Origin of the sequence: Sinorhizobium glycinis (assembly GCF_001651865.1) — a bacterium.
Classification (GTDB): Bacteria; Pseudomonadota; Alphaproteobacteria; order Rhizobiales; family Rhizobiaceae; genus Sinorhizobium; species Sinorhizobium glycinis.
Genome location: NZ_LPUX01000060.1, coordinates 412415 through 430343, shown reverse-complemented (window position 1 = coordinate 430343; position 17929 = coordinate 412415). Strand labels below are relative to the sequence as shown.

Genomic DNA, 17929 nt, shown 5'->3' with positions numbered 1-17929 from the left:
TATTCTTACTCCAGCGGTACCGCATAGAGAAGAGTGGCCGCTTCTACCCTTGTTGCCGGCGGCTTTCGGCTGTACAGCCTATCTAAATCGTTCGAGCGAGAAGAAAACGGGATTTGGCAATGGCATCCGGCGACGAAGGCAAGCGCCGCCTGACGATACTGGGCTCCACCGGATCGATCGGAACCAACACCCTCGACGTTGTCGAGCGGCTCGGCGGGCGCGACCGCTTTGAGATCGCTGCCCTGACCGGAAATGGCAACATACCGCTCCTCGCCGAGCAGGCGCGACGCGTGGGTGCCGAACTGGCGGTCACCGCCGACGAACACCGCCATGGCGAACTCAAGGATGCGCTGGCCGGCAGCGGCATCGAAGTGGCCGCCGGCCGGAGCGGCCTGATCGAGGCGGCCGAACGGGATGCCGGCTGGGTGATGGCGGCGATCGTCGGCAATGCGGGCCTTGGCCCCACGCTTGCCGCGGCTTGCCGCGGCGCCGATATCGCGCTCGCCAACAAGGAATGCCTCGTCTCCGCCGGCAGCCTGTTCATCGAGGCGGTCGCCAAGGGCGGCGGCCGCCTGCTTCCCGTCGACAGCGAACACAACGCGATCTTCCAGGTGCTGGAGAACGATCAGCGCCACGCCGTCGAGCGCATCATCCTGACGGCTTCCGGCGGCCCGTTCCGCACCAAGACGCTCGAGGAGATGCGGCATGTGACGGCCGACATCGCCCGCGCCCACCCGAACTGGTCGATGGGGTTGAAGATCTCGATCGACAGCGCCTCGATGTTCAACAAGGCGCTGGAGATGATCGAGGCGCGCCATCTCTTTCGCCTGCGACCCGACCAGATCGAGGTGATCGTCCATCCGCAGTCGGTCATCCATTCGATGGTCGGCTACAGCGACGGATCGGTGCTCGCGCAACTCGGCTGCCCCGACATGCGCACGGCGATCGGCTATGCCCTTTCCTACCCGAAACGCTGCGATCTGCCGATCGAGCGGCTAGATTTCGCCAAGCTCGCCCGGCTCGATTTCGAGGCCCCGGACGAGGCACGCTTCCCGGCGCTCCGCCTGGCGCGACGCGCCATGCAGGCGGGCGGCAGCCAGGGTGCGGTGCTGAACGGCGCCAAGGAAACGGCGCTGGAGGCCTTCATCAAGGGCCGCATCGGCTTCCTCGCCATGGCGGAAATCGTCGAAAAGGTGATGGATAGATTGTCCGACCTGCCGGCCGCGGTCACCATGGACGACGTCTTCGCGGCGGATGAAAAAGCCCGGCAGACGGCCGCCGGGCTCATTCATTAAGAGGCTTTAGGGCAAAATCTGCCCCTGATCCGGCCTGCCCGCCACCTTCTCCCCGCAGGCGGGGCGAAGGGGACTCGCGGCGGCCGCCTAAAGTCCCCTCTCCCCGCGTGCGGGGAGAGGATTAGGGTGAGGGGCATATTTCCCAGGAAATGTCAGCAGAAGCTTACGCCACGGCCCTTGCCAGCGCGCAACGCGACCAGAGCGAATGCAGCGCGCCGACGAGATGATCGATATCGGCGTCCGAGTGCAGCGGCGTTGGCGTGATGCGCAGGCGCTCGGTTTTCTTCGCCACGGTCGGATAGTTGATCGGCTGGACATAAACGCCGAAATTGTCGAGCAGCAGGTCGGAGATCCACTTGCACTTGGCGGCGTCGCCGACCATCACCGGCACGATATGGCTCGGATTGACCATGTGCGGGATGCCGCGCTGGTCGAGCAGCGAGCGCAACCGGCGCACACGCTCCTGGTGCGCGAAGCGTTCGACCTGGCTTCCTTTGAGATGCCGGATCGAGGCGAGCGCGCCGGCGGCGAGCGCCGGCGGCAAGGCGGTCGTGAAGATGAAGCCGGAAGCGAAGGAGCGGATGAAGTCGCAGAGCGCCGCCGAGCCGGTGATGTAGCCGCCCATGACGCCGAAGGCCTTGCCGAGCGTGCCTTCGATCACCGTCAGCCGGTGCATCAGCCCCTCGCGTTCGGCGATGCCGCCGCCGCGCGGCCCGTACATGCCGACCGCATGCACCTCGTCGAGATAGGTCATGGCGCCGTATTTGTCGGCGAGGTCGCAGAATTCCTTGATCGGCGCTATGTCGCCATCCATCGAATAGACGGACTCAAAGGCGATGATTTTTGGCGCACGCGGATCAGCCGCCGACAGTTTCGCCTCGAGGTCGGCCACCGAATTGTGCTTGAAGATGACGCGCTCGCATTTCGAATGACGGATCCCCTCGATCATCGAAGCGTGATTCCCGGCATCCGAGAAGACGATGACGCCGGGAATCTTCGAACAGAGCGTGCCGAGCGTGGCCCAGTTGGAAACGTAGCCGGAAGTGAAGAGCAGCGCCGATTCCTTGCCGTGCAGATCGGCAAGCTCGCGCTCGAGCAGGACGTGGTAATGATTCGTGCCGGAGATGTTGCGGGTTCCGCCGGCGCCGGCGCCGCATTCGTCGATCGCGCGCTTCATCGCTTCGGTGACGATCGAAGACTGGCCCATGCCGAGATAATCGTTCGAGCACCAGACGGTGACTTCCTGGGTGCCGTCGGCCGTGTAGCGCGTCGCCTTCGGAAAGTCACCGCGGTGGCGGGCAAGATCGGCAAAGACCCGGTAGCGGCCTTCCTGATGCAGCCCATCCAGCTCGTTCTTAAAGAAACTCTCGAAATCCATCATCATCTCCGATGCCCTGCCGCCTTTGTTCCTTCAAAGCGAGCAGGGGTCAACCCCGGAACGGCCTCAAGCCCGCAGCTGCGGCAAAAGGCCTCTAGTTTTGAACTATTCCAAAATGGTTAGGGCAACTCAATCCCCTGAACTTTGATCGAAGTCAAGCAGTTGCAAAAAAAGGACGGCCGCAGCCGTCCTTTTTTGTGTCCGCCCGCCCGTCAGGCGGCCGCAACGGCGCGCTTCGTCATAACCTTGACGAGGTTGGCGCGGTAGGCCGCGCTGGCATGAAGGTCTGCCAGCAAATCCGATGCATCGACCGTCACATTCGCCACCGCATCCGGCGACCAGTTGGCGGAAAGCGCCGCCTCGAGCCCCGAATGGCGGAAGACGCCGTTCGAGCCGGCCCCGGTCACCGCGACACGGACATCGCCATTGTCGCGGCGCGCGACGAAAACGCCGGTCATGGCATAACGCGAGGCCGGATTGGGGAACTTCCGATAGGCCGCCTTCGCCGGCGTCTCGAAACGCACCGCGGTGATGATCTCGCCTTCCTCCAGCGCGGTTTCGAAAAGGCCGGTGAAGAAGTCGCCCGCCATGATCTCGCGCCTGTCGGTGACGATCACCGCATCGAGCCCCAGCATCGCGGCCGGGTAATCGGCTGCCGGGTCATTGTTGGCGATCGAGCCGCCGATCGTTCCCATATGGCGCACGGCGGGGTCGCCGATGTGACCGGCGAGCCCGCAGAGGGCCGGGCAGACCGCTGCCAGTGCGGCGGAGGTGGCGACCTCCTCATGCGTCGTCGCAGCCCCGATCCGGACCGACCGGCCATCGACGGCGATCCCCTTCATCTCCGCGATATGGCGAAGGTCGATAAGGTCGCTCGGCGCGGCAAGCCGCTGCCGCATCGTCGGAATGATCGTCATGCCGCCGGAGAGATACTTGCCTTCCGCGGCAGCGCCCATCATCTGCACCGCCTCCTGGACCGAGGAGGCTCTGTGATAGTTCGTCTCGTACATCCCGGTTCCTCCCCGTCAGTTGGCGGCTTGGGCGGCCGCCCAGACCTTTTCCGGCGTCGCCGGCATGGTGAGCGCATTATTGCCGATGGCATCGGTGATCGCGTTTATCAGCGCCGGCGGCGAGCCGATGGCGCCGGCCTCGCCGCAGCCCTTGATGCCGAGCGGATTGTTCGGGCACGGAGTGTTCGACGTAGACACCTTGAAGGACGGCAGGTCGTCGGCCCGCGGCATGGCATAATCCATGTAGCTCGCCGTCAGCAGTTGACCGCTGTCGTCATAGTAGACCCCCTCGAGAAGCGCCTGGCCGATCCCCTGCGCCACGCCGCCATGCACCTGCCCCTCGACGATCATCGGGTTGATGACGTTGCCGAAATCATCCGCCGCGACGAACTGCACGATCTTCGTGCGGCCCGTCTCGGGATCGACCTCCACCTCGCAGATGTAGCAGCCGGCCGGGAACGTGAAGTTGGCCGGGTCGTAGAAGGCGCCCTCTTTCAGGCCCGGCTCCATGCCGGGCGGCAGGTTGTGCGCGGTATAGGCGGAAAGCGCCAGCTGCGACCAGGGCACCGCCTTGTCGGTACCGGCGACCTTGAGGCTGCCGTCTTCGAAGACGATATCGTTCTCGTCCGCCTCCATCAGGTGCGCCGCGATCCTCTTCGCCTTGACCTCGATCTTGTCGAGCGCCTTGACGATGGCCGACATGCCGACCGCACCGGAGCGCGAACCGTAGGTGCCCATGCCCATCTGCACCTTGTCGGTGTCGCCATGCACGATGTTGACGCTGTCGATCGGCACGCCGAACCGGTCGGCGACGAGCTGGGCGAAGGTCGTCTCGTGGCCCTGGCCGTGGCTGTGCGAGCCGGTCATCACCTCGATCGTGCCGACCATGTTGACCCTGACCTCGGCCGATTCCCACAGGCCCACGCCGGCACCGAGCGAACCGACCGCCGCCGAGGGCGCAAGCCCGCAGGCCTCGATGTAACAGCTCATGCCAATGCCACGCTTCATTCCGCGCCGCTCGGCCTCTGCCTTGCGGGCCGCAAAGCCGTTCCAGTCGGCAGCCGTCATCGCCGCGTTGAGCGACGCTTCGTAGTCACCGGCATCGTAATTCATGATGACGGGCGTCTGGTGCGGGAAGGAGCGGATGAAGTTGCTGCGACGGAGCTCGGCCGGCGAAATGCCGAGCTCGCGCGCCGCCGTCTCCATCGTCCGCTCGAGAAGATACGTCGCCTCCGGCCGCCCGGCGCCGCGATAGGCGTCGACCGGGGCCGTATTGGTGTAGACGGTGCGGACATTGGCGTGGATCGCCGGGATATCGTATTGCCCGGAAAGCAGCGTCGCATAGAGATAGGTCGGCACGCATGAGGAAAAGAGCGACATATAGGCGCCGAGATTGGCGATGGTGTCGACCTTCAGCGCGGTGATCCGGTTGCCGGCGTCGAAGGCCATCTTCACGGTCGAGACGTGATCGCGGCCATGCGCGTCGGTGAGGAAGGCTTCGGTGCGGTCCGAGGTCCACTTGACCGGCACGCCAGTCCGCTTCGAGGCCCAGAGACAGACGATCTCCTCCGGATAGATGTAGATCTTCGAGCCGAAGCCGCCGCCGACGTCGGGGGCGATCACCCTGAGCTTGTTTTCCGGCGCGACATTGTAGAAGGCGCTCATCACCAGCCGCGCCAGATGCGGATTCTGGCTGGTCGTATAGCAGGTGTAGTGATCGTCGCCGGCATCGTAGATGCCGAGCGTGGCGCGCGGCTCCATCGGATTGGGCGACAGGCGGTTGTTGTAGATCTTCAACTCCGTCACATGCGCCGCGGCGCCGAGCGCCCGGTCGACCGCCCCCGCATCTCCGAGCTCCCAGTCGAAGATCAGATTGTTGGGGGCTTCCGGATGAAGCTGCGGCTGCCCCTCGGCCAGCGCCTGCACCGGATCGGTGACGACCGGCAGGAGATCGTAATCGACGACGACCGCTTCCGCCGCGTCGCGCGCCTCGGCGACGCTGTCGGCCACGACGATCGCGACGGCGTCGCCCACATAGCGCACCGTCCTGTCGGCCAGCGGCCGCCAGGCGCCCATCTTCATCGGCGAGCCGTCCTTGGAGTGGATCATCCAGCCGCAGATCAGGTTGCCGATCCCGTCGGCCAGCAATTGCTTGCCATCGAGCACGTCGATGACGCCGGGCATCGCCTTGGCTGCCGTCGAGTCGATCCCCGTAATGGTCGCATGCGCATGCGGACTGCGCACGAAAACCGCGTATTTCATGCCCGGCACCGACATGTCGTCGGTATAGCGTCCCTTGCCCGTCAGGAAACGCCTGTCTTCCTTGCGCGCCACACGCGCGCCGATCCCATCAACGCCCATTGCCTATCTCCTCCCGAGATTCAGCGAAAATCCTGGATTGTTTCGAGCGGCTTGCCGCTCATTCCGCGGCCTGACGCACGCCGCCCGTTTCATGGACCGCGGCGAGGATCGCCTTGACGATGTTGTGGTAGCCGGTGCAGCGACAGATATTGCCTTCCAGTTCGGCGCGAACCGTCGCCTCGTCGAGGTCGCTGCCGTGACGCCGGATCATGTCGACGGCCGTCATCACCATGCCGGGCGTGCAGAAGCCGCATTGAAGGCCGTGATGCGCCTTGAAGGCCGCCTGCACCGGATGGAGCTCGCCGTTCTGCGCCAGCCCCTCGATAGTCGTGATCGACGAACCTGCGGCTTGCGCCGCAAGGATGGAACAGCTCTTCACCGATTGGCCATCCATGTGGATGACGCAGGCGCCGCACTGCGACGTGTCGCAGCCGACATGCGTGCCGGTCAGCCCGAGATTCTCGCGGATAAAGTGCACCAGCAGCGTCCGGTCATCACAGACGCCGCTCACCTGGCGACCGTTGACCGTCATCGTTATTTTCGCCATTTCGCTCCTCCGGGGTCGGTCCGTACCAAAGCGAGCGCGGCTTCAAATCGGGTGAGATATGTTCACGCGACTGAAAGGTACGCGCCCAGATATCAATGCCCTTTGCCAGCGGTCCGCTCCTCCCGGACCATTGGCGACGTTGTATCATTTGTCTTTTTTCCGAATGTCGCAACCGTCTCGGCTGCAGAAGGGTAAAAAAATGCGACACGGCATGTAACGCCGGAAACAGCGCCTTCATCTTCTGTTCAGGAAGGATCGCATTATCTTGCGGGCGGACGATCGCGCCGCCTCCAGTGGACATTCCTGGGCGGCGGGGTATTTTCCGCATTGCAAGTTCAAGTGGAGGGACGCCGGTCGCGTCTTGCCACCATCACCCAAGAGACGGACGAAGCGACAGGCTGACATCCGTAGACATCGGAGAGGACAACATGAAGAAAGCCATCGCACTTGTTCTGGTCGCCCTGTCGGTCGCAAGCTGCACGCAGACGGAAAAGGGTGCCGGCATCGGCGCCGCGTCGGGCGCGATCATCGGCGGCGCGATCACCGGGGACGTGCGCGGCGCGGCCGTCGGCGCGGCCATCGGCGGTGTTTCGGGTGCCGTGATCGGCCATGTCACCGACCAGCCGGGCCAGTGCTACTACCGCGATCGCTACGGCCGCCGCTACATCGACGCGTGCTGATTGCCGCGGCGCTCATCGAACGAACGGCCCCGGAGCGATATCCGGGGCCCATGTTTGTGACGTGGCCGCTTGCAGGAGCGCTCTCAAGCGCGCTTTGGTTTCTTTCGAGTGTGGCCGGCGGCTTGCACCGACGTGTTCAGGGCCACGGCGGCCTGAACAAGCGCTTTCAACGCCTCTTCGTCGATCCTCTCGCCCTCACGGAGGTCGATGGCTCGCCGGGTGTTGCCTTCGAGGCTGGAGTTGAAGAGGCGTGCAGGGTCCTCCAGCGAGGCGCCCTTGGCGAAGGTCAGCTTGACCACACTCTTGTAGGTCTCGCCGGTGCAGATGATACCGGCGTGCGACCACACCGGAACGCCTCTCCACTTCCACTCCTCGATCACTGCGGGATCAGCCTCCTTGATGAGCATTCGGGCGCGCGCAAGCGTCTCGCCGCGCCAATCGCTCAGTTCTTCGATTCTCTCATCTATCAGCTGAGAGGGAGACTTTTCTCCCTCGGATTCCGTCAAGCCCGTCTTCTTGATCATTCCCGCCGCTTTCCTTCTGTTTTGTCGATCACCGTCCATGTGCCGATCTCTACGGGATCCAGCCGGGCAGCTTCGATGCCTGTTCGACCCAACTCGCCACAAGTTTCTCGTCCATCTGGTCGCCCTCAAAAATGTGGAAATAGCGCACATCCTTGTCCTTGGACTCAACCGGAGGAACAGGACTGAGCGATGCACCGCGGAAGAATGCCACCTTGATGTATTTGGTGAAGCAATGAAAGCTGAGGAACCAGCCCTGGCCCTCGATGCCATAGAAGGGCGAGTTCCATTTGACCGCCTTGCGCACCTCGGGGACGGTGCGCACGATGAGCGCATCGAGCCGGCGCCCGACCTCGCTCTTCCAGCCCGGCATGGCCGCGATGTAGGCCTGCACCGGGGCGTCGCCGTCGGCCTTGGCGATCTGGGGATTGCCGCCGGACAGGAGGGCCGGTTTCGCAGCGATCGCGCGGCCGTTGCTCGTCGTCACGATGGCCTTCGGCACTGTCGGCAGCTTCTTCGTCACGGATCCGCGGGCCGATGATTTGGCGGACTGCTCGCGCCGTTTGGCGGCCTTCGGAGCAACCCTGGTCGATTTGATTGACGTCTTGTCAGCCATGGAATTCCCTCCGCTGATAGACGACAAGTAGTCAACGATAGTTCGATTTCCAGTGATGTCGACCGGCTGGGTATGACGGTACCCGGGCTTGCCTGCCGCGACGCGGCCGATTTGACTCCTCGCCGGCGTGCGCGAGGAAGTTCACCTCAGATTGCTCCTCGGAAACAGCACCCGATCGGGCTCTGCATTCATTCGCGCCAACATTTCCTTGATCAAGCGTGTCTTGGTGCGCCCCGCTTCCTTCGGCGGCACGAGGTAACGCACGATGGCTTCGAGCCAGGTGTTTTCACTGACGCGAAAATGAACCACGGGATGCTCCTTCACTTCGAGTTCGTCCACCGGCGTCTTCGATAGGATGTGCTTATAGACCTTGACCTTCTGGCTCATGATGTCGCCGATCTGCTCTTCCACGACCTCTCTCATCGTTTGCGCTACGAATTCCAGATCGCTTTCATAGGCGAGCTGGAACTTGATTTCGTTCCAGACATAGGGAAACAGCGGCCAGGAATAGTTGAAGACCGGCGTGTCAAACACGGTGGAGTTCGGAAACTTGATGATGCGTCCGCTCGGATGATCGGTCCAAAGATGTTCGCCGCCGAATTCCCATAACGTCGTGTCGAGATAGCTGACATCAACGACATCGCCATGCGCATCGCCGATGCGAATGCGGTCACCAACGCGATAAGGCGCCCTTGCCAGAATATAAATCCACGCGATGAAACTGGAGATCGGCATTTGCAGCGCAAAGCCGAGAATCAATGAAATCAGGCCAAGCGAAACAACCGCGGCGTACCAGTTCACGAACAAGACCGAAATGACCACGAAGACGATGGCGACGACGACCACCAATCGAAGAATACGTTTCAGGTTGAAACGCGAGACACGATTGGGAATTCTGCCAATGAGAAAGACTTCGACAACATTCGCCACGGTCAGCAAAACGAAAATGAGTTGGCCGCCCCTGACGTAGTTCAGCAAGCGAACGCGCAAAGGCGCCTCAAGCCAATCCAAGCGCCAATTGATCAGCACTTGGATGCCAAACAGCAGCAAGGCGGCGGCAGCGAAGCCAGCCGTCCACCAGACTTCTCCCTTGCGTAGGCTGAGTTGAAGTTTTTCCTCGGGCTTTTTCGCCTTCCGCTGCATGGTTTTTGGATCAGCAGTCTGTTGCGCGGCCCGTTCAAGCCGAGAAAGGTTCTCCTGTTCCTTGTCGCGTCGTTCCATGGGTTCACCCCGATGTGGCCATCCGCTCCAGCCAGGGGCCTCTCGTTCCTCGACGGCAGCATTCCGGTGATGCTTCGCCCTATCGCGAGGTTTGATGGACAGTCCGGAGCAAGCCCCGTCGTCGTTTAGCAGGCCTGTGCTTCATCGAAACTCGTCCACACGGCCTGCTGCATGTCAAAGACATGCAGCTATTCGAAGTGTTACAGCGAGTAATCCATTATATCCATCATGGGCACTTACCTCTACTGCATGTCTCCTCGAATCGACCTCGGTTAGGGACAAAGACATGCAGCAATTCAAAGTGCTGCAGCGACCTTTGCGCGTCTGATAACACGCGCGGCGCTATAGGCATTCCATCCATGATTAGCAATTGCTGAGCCGATGGCTATCGGCCGCAAATGGGTCGATTCCAACCGAGACATCGCCGCTCGAGCCGCAAGCCGCCCGAAGCGGTATCTGCCCTGCCGTTTGTGCCCGAAGCACCACAGAACGCGCCCTTTTGCCGAAAATCTGACCGGAATCACCGCTCCGGCGCTGGATACTGCCGCCGCTCATCGTTAACAGATAGAGAACCAAGCGATGTTAAAGTGCCATTGCCGCACATGCAGGCATTGAGTAAAGAGTCGCCTGAAACGGGATGCGGAGGATGTCTCCACCACGCTCGAGTACCGCGTATTGGAAGGCGGCGACAGTGCTCGCTCTTGCGGCCTCGACAGCGCTCGGGCCGATTTTCGCCGGCAAGGCCCATGCGATCCGGATCTTCGGCATGCGCTTTTTCGAAAGCGCCGAAGAGCAGGTTCAGGTTCTCGATCCCGTCAACTACGCGCTGACCTTCGAACCCGGCACGGACGACGAGGAACTGCGCGAGGCGCTCGAAAATGCTTCGCAGCTCAACCAGGATCAGGACGAGCCGGTCTCCGGCGACCTCGGCCTGTTGATCAAGGCGCGCGACGACCGGGAGCGGCTGCTTGCCGCGCTTTATGAAAAGGCGCGCTACGGCGGCACCGTTACCATCCTGCTCAACGGCCAGGACATCGACAGCCTGCCGCCCGACCCTTCCTTCCCCGATGGCCAGGCCGTGCCGGTGACGGTGCGGGTCGCTCCGGGGCCGGCCTTCACCCTCGGTTCGGTGAGGTTCGAGGGCGATGCCGCCGGGCTCGATCCGGCGACCTACGATCTCACGCGCGGCGCCCGCGCCGACTCGACGCTGATCATCAAGGCGGGCGAGCAGATCGTCGTCGATCTCAAGGAGCAGAGCCGGCCGCTTGCCAAGCTCACCGAGCGCAGCGTCGTCGCCGACCATGCCACCTCCACGGTCGACGTGACGATCAGGGCCGAATCCGGGCCTGTCGCGCCTGTCGGCGCTCTCACGGTCACCGGCACCAGGACCGTCGACCCGAATTTCGTCCGCGACTATTCACGGCTCAATCACGGCCGGCCCTACTCGCCGGAAAACATCCGCAAGGCCGCCGAGCGGCTGCGGACGCTCAACGTCTTCTCCAGCGTCACGATCGTCGAGGCCGATCAGCTCGCGCCGGACGGCACGATCCCGATGAACATCCAGGTGTCCGAGGGCAAGCACAGGTATTTCGGCTTCGGCGGTCAGGTCTCGACGACCGACGGTCTCGGCCTGCAGGGCTATTGGGGCCATCGCAATCTCTTCGGCCGTGCCGAATCGCTCCGGATCGAGGGCTCCGTCGACCGGATCGGCGAGACCACGGATGTCGGCGGGCTCGACTATTCGGCCGGCATTCTCTTCGCCAAGCCCGGTGCCTTCGGGCCTGCATCGACCTTCACGGCGAGCGTCAGGGCGGCCATCGTCGATCCGGATGCCTACAATGCCAAGACGATCACCGCCGCGGCCGGCGCGGGCTTCGAGCTTTCGCCCGAGGATACGGTCTCCGTCGGTGCGGAGCTGAGCTGGGCCGACATCGACGACGCCTTCGGCTCGAATTCCTATCTGACCGCCGCGATCCCGCTCGAATATGTCCGCGACACCCGCGACGACAAGCTGAACGCCACGGAAGGCTACCGGGCGATGATCAACGCGAAACCGAGCTACGAGATCGAGGGCCAGACCTTCTTCAGTTCCTTCGAGACCTCCGCCTCCGCCTATCATGCGCTGGGCAGCGAAAAACGCTTCGTGCTCGCCGGCAAGCTCGGCGCCGGCACGCTTGTCGGCGGCGACGAACTTTCCGACATTCCGGCGACCCGGCGCTTCTTCCTCGGCGGCGGCGGCTCGGTGCGCGGCTATTCCTTCCAGGAGATCAGCCCGCGCAACGCCGACAACGAGGAGACCGGCGGGCGCTCCTATGTGAACGGCTCGCTGGAGGTCCGCATCGCGGTAACCGATACGATCGGTCTCGTGCCCTTCGTCGACGCCGGCAGCGTCTCGGCGGGCACGGCACCGGATTTCTCCGACATACGCGCCGGGGCCGGCATCGGCCTTCGCTATGCGACGCCCTTCGGGCCGATCCGCCTCGATTTCGCGGTTCCGCTCAACAAGTATCCGGGCGGTACCGATTACGGCATTTATGCGGGCATCGGCCAATCCTTCTGATGCCAGGCGGAGATGCCGTGCTAAGATAGGCAAGTCCGACGCGGGTGCTTCCGTCCTGCCGATTCCAGAGCGGCGTCACATGGTCTATGGATAGGACATGAATCAGGTCATCGGCACATTTCGATCAGCGCTGCGCTACATCTTCGCCCTTGTCGGCGTGCTCGTCGTCGCGTTGCTTCTCCTCGTCGCCTTTCTCGGCTTCACCGTGCCCGGCGCGCGCGTCGTCGCCTGGGCGATCGAAAAATATGCGGCAACGCCCGACCAGATCGTCCGCATCTCCGATCCGGGTGCGCTGCTCACCGGCGACTTCACCGCCGGAACGGTGACGCTCTTCGATAGCGAGGGGACTTATGCGGAGGTTCGCGACCTCTCGGTCAACTGGACGCCGTCCGAACTTCTGTCGATGCGCTTCGATGCACGCAACATCTCGGCAGGCTCCGTCCGCCTCGAACGGCTGCCGATCCCCTCCGCCGAAACGAGAGAAGTGCGACGGACGCTCGCTTTGCCGGTGGACGTGAAGATCGGTGCCCTCGATCTCAAGGAGATCGTGATCGGCAAGGCGATCGCCGGCAAGGACCAGTTCCTGACCGCGAAAGGCAAGGTCAACGCCACCAACTCGAGCATCGCGCTCGCCTTCGACGCGGCCGAGCGCGACCGCCCGGAGGCGCGCGCCGTCGCCGATCTCGTCTTCAATCCAGCCGGAAACGAGCTGAAGCTCGAGGCTGAAGTCGCCGAACCGAAGGGCGGGCTGCTCGCCAAGCTGCTGCGGCTGCCGGGGGAACCCTCAGTTGATATCCAGATCACGGGACAGGGGCCCCTCTCCGACTGGACGGGCTCCGGCACTGCATCGCTCGACGGCAGCGAGATTCTTCGGCTCGAAGGGCGACACGTGCTGGTGGCCGACGGCATGCACAATCTTGCGCTCACCGGCGGCGGCGCTTTCGCCCGGCTGATGCCGGCCGCCTTCAGGCCGCTTTTCGAGGGGACGACCAGCATCGACCTGACCGCCGCCTTCGACGGCAAGAGCAAGTTCCGGATCGACGCGGGCAAGCTTGCGACCGGGGCCCTGACGCTCAACGCCTCGGGAAGTGTCGACAGCCGCGGCGAGAACAATCTTCAGGCAAGCGTCGCCGGCACGAACGGTCCGTTCGATTTCCGATGGCCGCTGAAGGATGGAGAGTTGCAGGCACGGATCAACACGGCCAACCTGTCACTGATCGGCGAGGGGCAGTCGGCGATCCTCGACATCGCCGCGGACATCGCCTCGCTCGGCCTGCCTCAGGGAGATCTCGGTGCCATCCGGCTCTCGGCACAAAGCGACTCCTTCAACCTGGAAACGCAGACGGGATCGCTGAAGACAACGGTGGAGATCGCCGAGACCCGGTTTGCAAGCGCCGATCTCGACAGGGCCATACAGGCGCCAATGAAGCTCGCCGGCACGATCGCGATCGCGCCGGATAGCATCCGTTTCGACCCGTTGACGCTCGAAAGCGCCAGCATCGGCGGCTCCGTCACCGGCAGTCTCGATCGCGCCGACACCACGCTCGAGGCGGCGTTCAAGCTCTTCGCCGTTCCGGGCGTCCTGCCGCCCGCGCTCGCGCAAAAATTCGAGAAGACGATCGCCGTCAACGGCAATCTGGTGACCGAAGAGGACGGAAGCGTCCAGTTGAGCGGCCTTGAGATCAAATCCGAAGCCGTGGAAGCCTCCGGCTCGCTCACCCTTTCCGGCGAAACGCTGACTGCGGACATCAAGGGCACACTCCCGGAACTCGGCCGCTTTTTGCCAGACGCCAAGGGCAGCGCCGCCTTCCAGGCCGCCGCCTCCGGTCCCATGAACAAGCTCGGCGTTAAGGCAGAGATCACTTCGAGCGGCGCGACGCTTGCCGGGCGTACGTTGACCGATCTGACGATCAATGCCGACGCGACGGCGACGCCCGGCAGCCCCGAGGCGAAGCTCACCGCCACCGGCACGCTTGACGGCCAGGCGGTCGACATTCGCGCCGACGTCGTCTCGAAGGACGGCCGCACCTCCGTTCCCGCGCTGGAAGCGAAAATCGGCGGCAACAGCCTCACCGGCGCGATCGACCTGACGGCCGACTTCAAGCCGAACGGCAAGCTCGACGTCAACCTTCCCGATCTTGCCCTGCTCGCCGCCATGGCCGGCCAGCAGGCCTCCGGCGACCTCACCGGTTCGGCGACGCTTGAGACCGTCGGTGGCGTCACCTCGGTCGTGATCAAAGCCAATGGCAGCAGCGTAGAGCGCGGCGCGCTGACGATCGCGAAACCGGTGGTCGACCTTGGTATCGCAGACATAGCCAGGCTTGCGATCAAGGGCAGCGTCCAGGCGGAGAGTGTAGCACAGGGCGAAAACCGGGTGTCGGACGTCAACGTCGCTTTCGAGCAGCAGGGCGGCAGGACCGGCTTTTCGGCCGAGGGCCTCTATGACGGCGCACCGCTTCGGGCGGCGGGCGAGCTGACGAGCGACGCCGGCCGCACCGAGATCCGCCTTACCTCTGCCTCGGCGGCACCGAGACGCCTGCCGCTGCAGCTCGCAGAACCGACCGTGATTGCGATCGAAGACGGCGTGGCTCGCCTCGACGGCCTGTCCGTCCAGGCTTCGACGGGTACCGTGGCCGTCTCCGGCACGGCCGGCGACCGGCTCGACCTCCGAGCGAGCCTGAGCGACCTGCCCGCCATGCTCATCAACACTTTCGCGCCGACGCTCGGCGCCGAAGGTGCTATTGCCGGCACCCTCGACATCGACGGCGATGCGCAGGCGCCGGTGGTCGCATACGACCTCGTCTGGAGCGGCGCCTCCATGTCCTCGCTCAGATCCGCCGGCCTTGCCGCGCAGGATCTGACCGCAAAGGGCATGGTCACCGTCACGGACGCGACGATCAGCTTCGACCCGACGACGATCGAAAGCCCCGGCTTCCGCGGAAATCTCACCGGCAGCCTCGCCCGCGCCGAGAAAACGGCAACGGCAAACTTCGAGGTCCGCGCGGAGCCGAGCTTCCTGCCGGCTGGCCTGGCAACGCGATTCGACACGCCGGTTGCCGTCTCCGGCAAGGTCGAGACTGGCGGCGATGGCAGCATCAAGCTGAGCGCCCTCGAGGTCCAGTCCGGCACCGTCAATGCCAACGGTTCGGCGACAATCGCAGGAGGTCAGCTGACGGCCGATCTGGAGGGCACGCTGCCCGACCTCGGCAAGCTGCTCGCCGATGCGGACGGAAAGGCCGACTTCAAAGCCGAGATTTCCGGCCCGCTTGAGGCGCTCGCCGTCAAGGGAGAGCTGACCTCGAGCGGCGCAATGCTGGCCGGCCGCTCGCTGACGGACCTGACGGTCACCGCCGACGCGACGGTCAAACCGGGGAGCCCTCAGGCGAAGCTGACCGCGACCGGCGGGCTCGACGGCCAGCCCATCGACGTCAGGGCCGAGGTGGTTTCGGCGGAAGGGCGCACATCCATCCCCACACTCGAGGCAAAGATCGGCGGCAATCGCCTGACCGGCGCGATCGACCTGACGGCGGATTTCAAGCCGAACGGCACCATCGGCTTCAACCTGCCCGATCTCGGACTGGTCGCCGCCTTGGCCGGCCAGAAGGCGTCCGGCGATCTTTCGGGCTCGGCGGCGATCACGACGGCGAACGGCGTCACTTCCGTGTCGGTCAAGGCCAGCGGCGGCAGCATCAAGCGCGACGCGCTGACGGTTACCAGGCCCGTGGCTGATATCCGCATCGCCGATATCGCGACCCTGGCGATCCGCGGAACCGTCAAGGCCGAGAGCGTCGCACAGGGGCAGAACCGCGTCTCAGCCGTTAACCTGACTTTTGAGCAACAAAGCGGTCGGACCGGGTTCGAGGTCGCTGGCCAATATGACGGTGCCCCGCTCTCGGCCAAGGGCGATCTGGCGAGTGCCGGCGGCCGTACCGAAATCCGCCTTGCTTCGCTTTCGGCAGCGCCTCGGAGATTGCCACTGAAGCTTGCCAGGCCGACCGTCCTCGCTATCGAGAACGGCACCGTCCGCCTCGGCGATCTCACCATCCAGGCGTCGAAGGGGACGATCGCCGTCGCCGGAACCGCAGGCGAAACGCTCGACATCTCGGCGAAGCTCAATGCCTTGCCAGCCGCCCTCATCAACACCTTTGCGGCGACGCTCGGCGCCGAGGGAACGATCGACGGAACGGTTGAGATCAGCGGCACCGCCGCAGCGCCCGTCGTCAATTACGATCTGAGATGGAGCGGCGCTTCGGTTGCGGCCGCGCGCGGCGCCGGCGTATCGGGACTCGACATCGCCGCGAAAGGGCGGTTTGCCGACAACCGCGTGACGCTCGACGCGACCGTCTCGGGGCCGGCTGGGCTTTCCTTCCGGGGCGGCGGCCATGTCGACGTCGGCGGCAACATGCCGCTGTCGATGAAATTCGCCGGCGACGTACCGTTCGCACTGCTTGCCGCCACCCTGGCGGAACAGGGTTTCACGCTCACCGGCGCGGCGAAGCTCGATCTGTCGCTCTCCGGGCCGGCGAAAGCGCCGCAGATCACAGGCACGATCTCGACCGCCGGCGGGCGGCTTGTCGACGTCCGGCGCAATCTGGCGCTCAATGATCTTGCGGCCAATGTCACGCTCGACGGCAGGCAGGCGACGATCAATCGGCTTACCGGCAATCTCGCCAGCGGCGGATCGATCGAGGCGAGCGGCACCGTTGGCATCACCGCCGGTTCCAGCTTCCCGGCCGACCTCCGGATCCGGCTCAACAACGCCACCTATGTCGACGGCACCCTCTTCACCGCCAATCTTGCCGGTGATCTTACACTCAAAGGCCCGCTCGTCGCCACGCCGGTGCTTGGCGGCGAACTGACGATCCGCAAGGCGGCGATCACCGTCCCGGAAAAACTGCCGACCTCGCTTTCGGCGATCGACATCCAGCACAGGAACGCGCCGGCCGGCGTGCGGCAGATGGCACGCGACGTGCGCAGGGAAACGTCCGCATCCGGCGGCGCGGGCGTCAACGCCGGCGGCGTCATCGCCTTCGATCTCGCGGTCCGCTCGCCTGGCCAGTTCTTCGTGCGCGGACGCGGCATCGATGCCGAGCTCGGTGGCGACCTGACGATCCGCGGCACCGCCGTCCGGCCGATCGTCTCCGGGGATTTCGACATGCGGCGCGGCCGGCTGGAAATCCTCGGCAAGCGGCTGACCTTCACGGAAGGCCATATCGGCTTCGGCGGCGACCTCGTTCCGACGCTCGATCTCGACGCGAGCTCGAGCGCCGGCTCGACCACCATCACCGTCAACATCGCCGGGCCGGCCAACAATCCGACGGTGACCTTCTCCTCCTCGCCGGCGCTGCCGCAGGACGAGATCCTGGCGCAACTGATCTTCAACCGTTCGCTCAATAACCTGTCGGCGTTCCAAATCGCCCAGCTCGCCTCCGCCGTCAGCCAGCTTGCCGGCGGCGGCTCGACATCGCTGCTCGACGGGCTGCGCAACAAGCTCGGCGTCGACGACCTCGACATCACCACCGACGAGAGCGGCGGCGCCCAGCTTCGAGCCGGCAAATATCTCAACGACCGGACCTATCTCGAACTGCAGCAAGGCTCGGATTCGGCCTCCAGCAAGGCGATCATCAATCTCGATGTCGGCCGCGGCGTGAAGCTGAAGGGCGAGGCGGCAGGCGACGGCTCGGCCGCCGGCGGCATCTTCTTCGAGCGGGAGTATTGAGAGGGACCTGTGCTGAAAGAC

The 17929-nt window shown here is 64.2% G+C and carries 11 protein-coding genes; 4 read left to right on the top strand and 7 right to left on the bottom strand.

What is annotated here, in order from left to right:
• The first annotated feature begins 119 nt into the window (after positions 1-119).
• Positions 120-1295: a 1-deoxy-D-xylulose-5-phosphate reductoisomerase gene (gene dxr, locus AU381_RS15405; protein WP_064242605.1), complete on the top strand. Its 1176-nt coding sequence runs from the start codon at positions 120-122 to the stop codon at positions 1293-1295.
• Positions 1296-1458: 163 nt separating this feature from the next.
• Here dxr and hemA read toward each other — a convergent pair whose 3' ends face one another.
• The 4 genes from hemA to AU381_RS15385 form a co-directional block, all read right to left on the bottom strand.
• Entirely contained in the window at positions 1459-2673 is a 1215-nt protein-coding gene (hemA, locus tag AU381_RS15400; protein ID WP_064242662.1) for a 5-aminolevulinate synthase, read from the bottom strand.
• Positions 2674-2885: 212 nt separating this feature from the next.
• Positions 2886-3683 carry an FAD binding domain-containing protein gene (locus AU381_RS15395; protein WP_064242604.1) on the bottom strand — a complete coding sequence of 266 codons (798 nt, stop codon included), beginning with the start codon at positions 3681-3683 and terminating at the stop codon, positions 2886-2888.
• Between the two features lie 15 nt (positions 3684-3698).
• Positions 3699-6044: a xanthine dehydrogenase family protein molybdopterin-binding subunit gene (locus AU381_RS15390; RefSeq protein WP_064242603.1), complete on the bottom strand. Its 2346-nt coding sequence runs from the start codon at positions 6042-6044 to the stop codon at positions 3699-3701.
• 58 nt (positions 6045-6102) lie between these two features.
• A complete protein-coding gene (locus AU381_RS15385; protein ID WP_064242602.1) occupies positions 6103-6591 on the bottom strand; it encodes a (2Fe-2S)-binding protein in 489 nt (162 codons plus the stop codon).
• A gap of 428 nt (positions 6592-7019) precedes the next feature.
• Between AU381_RS15385 and AU381_RS15380 the strand changes: the two genes are divergently transcribed.
• The gene (locus tag AU381_RS15380) at positions 7020-7271 is read left to right on the top strand and encodes a glycine zipper domain-containing protein (protein WP_064242601.1); all 252 of its coding nucleotides are present in this window, start codon (positions 7020-7022) and stop codon (positions 7269-7271) included.
• An 83-nt stretch (positions 7272-7354) separates the two neighbouring features.
• Here the strand turns inward: AU381_RS15380 and AU381_RS15375 are convergent, their stop codons facing one another.
• The 3 genes from AU381_RS15375 to AU381_RS15365 form a co-directional block, all read right to left on the bottom strand.
• Positions 7355-7795: a DUF1801 domain-containing protein gene (locus AU381_RS15375; RefSeq protein ID WP_244520068.1), complete on the bottom strand. Its 441-nt coding sequence runs from the start codon at positions 7793-7795 to the stop codon at positions 7355-7357.
• Positions 7796-7844: 49 nt separating this feature from the next.
• Positions 7845-8408, bottom strand: coding sequence for a DUF1801 domain-containing protein (locus AU381_RS15370; RefSeq protein ID WP_064242599.1), 564 nt, complete (start codon positions 8406-8408; stop codon positions 7845-7847).
• A 141-nt stretch (positions 8409-8549) separates the two neighbouring features.
• Positions 8550-9629, bottom strand: coding sequence for a mechanosensitive ion channel family protein (locus tag AU381_RS15365; RefSeq protein WP_064242598.1), 1080 nt, complete (start codon positions 9627-9629; stop codon positions 8550-8552).
• Positions 9630-10275: 646 nt separating this feature from the next.
• On the opposite strand from AU381_RS15365, the gene AU381_RS15360 reads away from it, so the two are divergent.
• Positions 10276-12189 carry an autotransporter assembly complex protein TamA gene (locus AU381_RS15360; RefSeq protein ID WP_082910035.1) on the top strand — a complete coding sequence of 638 codons (1914 nt, stop codon included), beginning with the start codon at positions 10276-10278 and terminating at the stop codon, positions 12187-12189.
• 97 nt (positions 12190-12286) lie between these two features.
• Positions 12287-17908 (top strand): translocation/assembly module TamB domain-containing protein, encoded by a 5622-nt coding sequence (locus AU381_RS15355; RefSeq protein ID WP_064242596.1) that lies wholly within the window; start codon positions 12287-12289, stop codon positions 17906-17908.
• Positions 17909-17929: the final 21 nt, after the last annotated feature.

Bases quoted from the DNA above. Each gene is read 5' to 3' on its own strand.
- dxr (WP_064242605.1), top strand. From the start codon at position 120: ATGGCATCCGGCGACGAAGGCAAGCGCCGCCTGACGATACTGGGCTCC.
- hemA (WP_064242662.1), bottom strand. From the start codon at position 2,673: ATGGATTTCGAGAGTTTCTTTAAGAACGAGCTGGATGGGCTGCATCAG.
- AU381_RS15395 (WP_064242604.1), bottom strand. From the start codon at position 3,683: ATGTACGAGACGAACTATCACAGAGCCTCCTCGGTCCAGGAGGCGGTG.
- AU381_RS15390 (WP_064242603.1), bottom strand. From the start codon at position 6,044: ATGGGCGTTGATGGGATCGGCGCGCGTGTGGCGCGCAAGGAAGACAGG.
- AU381_RS15385 (WP_064242602.1), bottom strand. From the start codon at position 6,591: ATGGCGAAAATAACGATGACGGTCAACGGTCGCCAGGTGAGCGGCGTC.
- AU381_RS15380 (WP_064242601.1), top strand. From the start codon at position 7,020: ATGAAGAAAGCCATCGCACTTGTTCTGGTCGCCCTGTCGGTCGCAAGC.
- AU381_RS15375 (WP_244520068.1), bottom strand. From the start codon at position 7,795: ATGATCAAGAAGACGGGCTTGACGGAATCCGAGGGAGAAAAGTCTCCC.
- AU381_RS15370 (WP_064242599.1), bottom strand. From the start codon at position 8,408: ATGGCTGACAAGACGTCAATCAAATCGACCAGGGTTGCTCCGAAGGCC.
- AU381_RS15365 (WP_064242598.1), bottom strand. From the start codon at position 9,629: ATGGAACGACGCGACAAGGAACAGGAGAACCTTTCTCGGCTTGAACGG.
- AU381_RS15360 (WP_082910035.1), top strand. From the start codon at position 10,276: ATGTCTCCACCACGCTCGAGTACCGCGTATTGGAAGGCGGCGACAGTG.
- AU381_RS15355 (WP_064242596.1), top strand. From the start codon at position 12,287: ATGAATCAGGTCATCGGCACATTTCGATCAGCGCTGCGCTACATCTTC.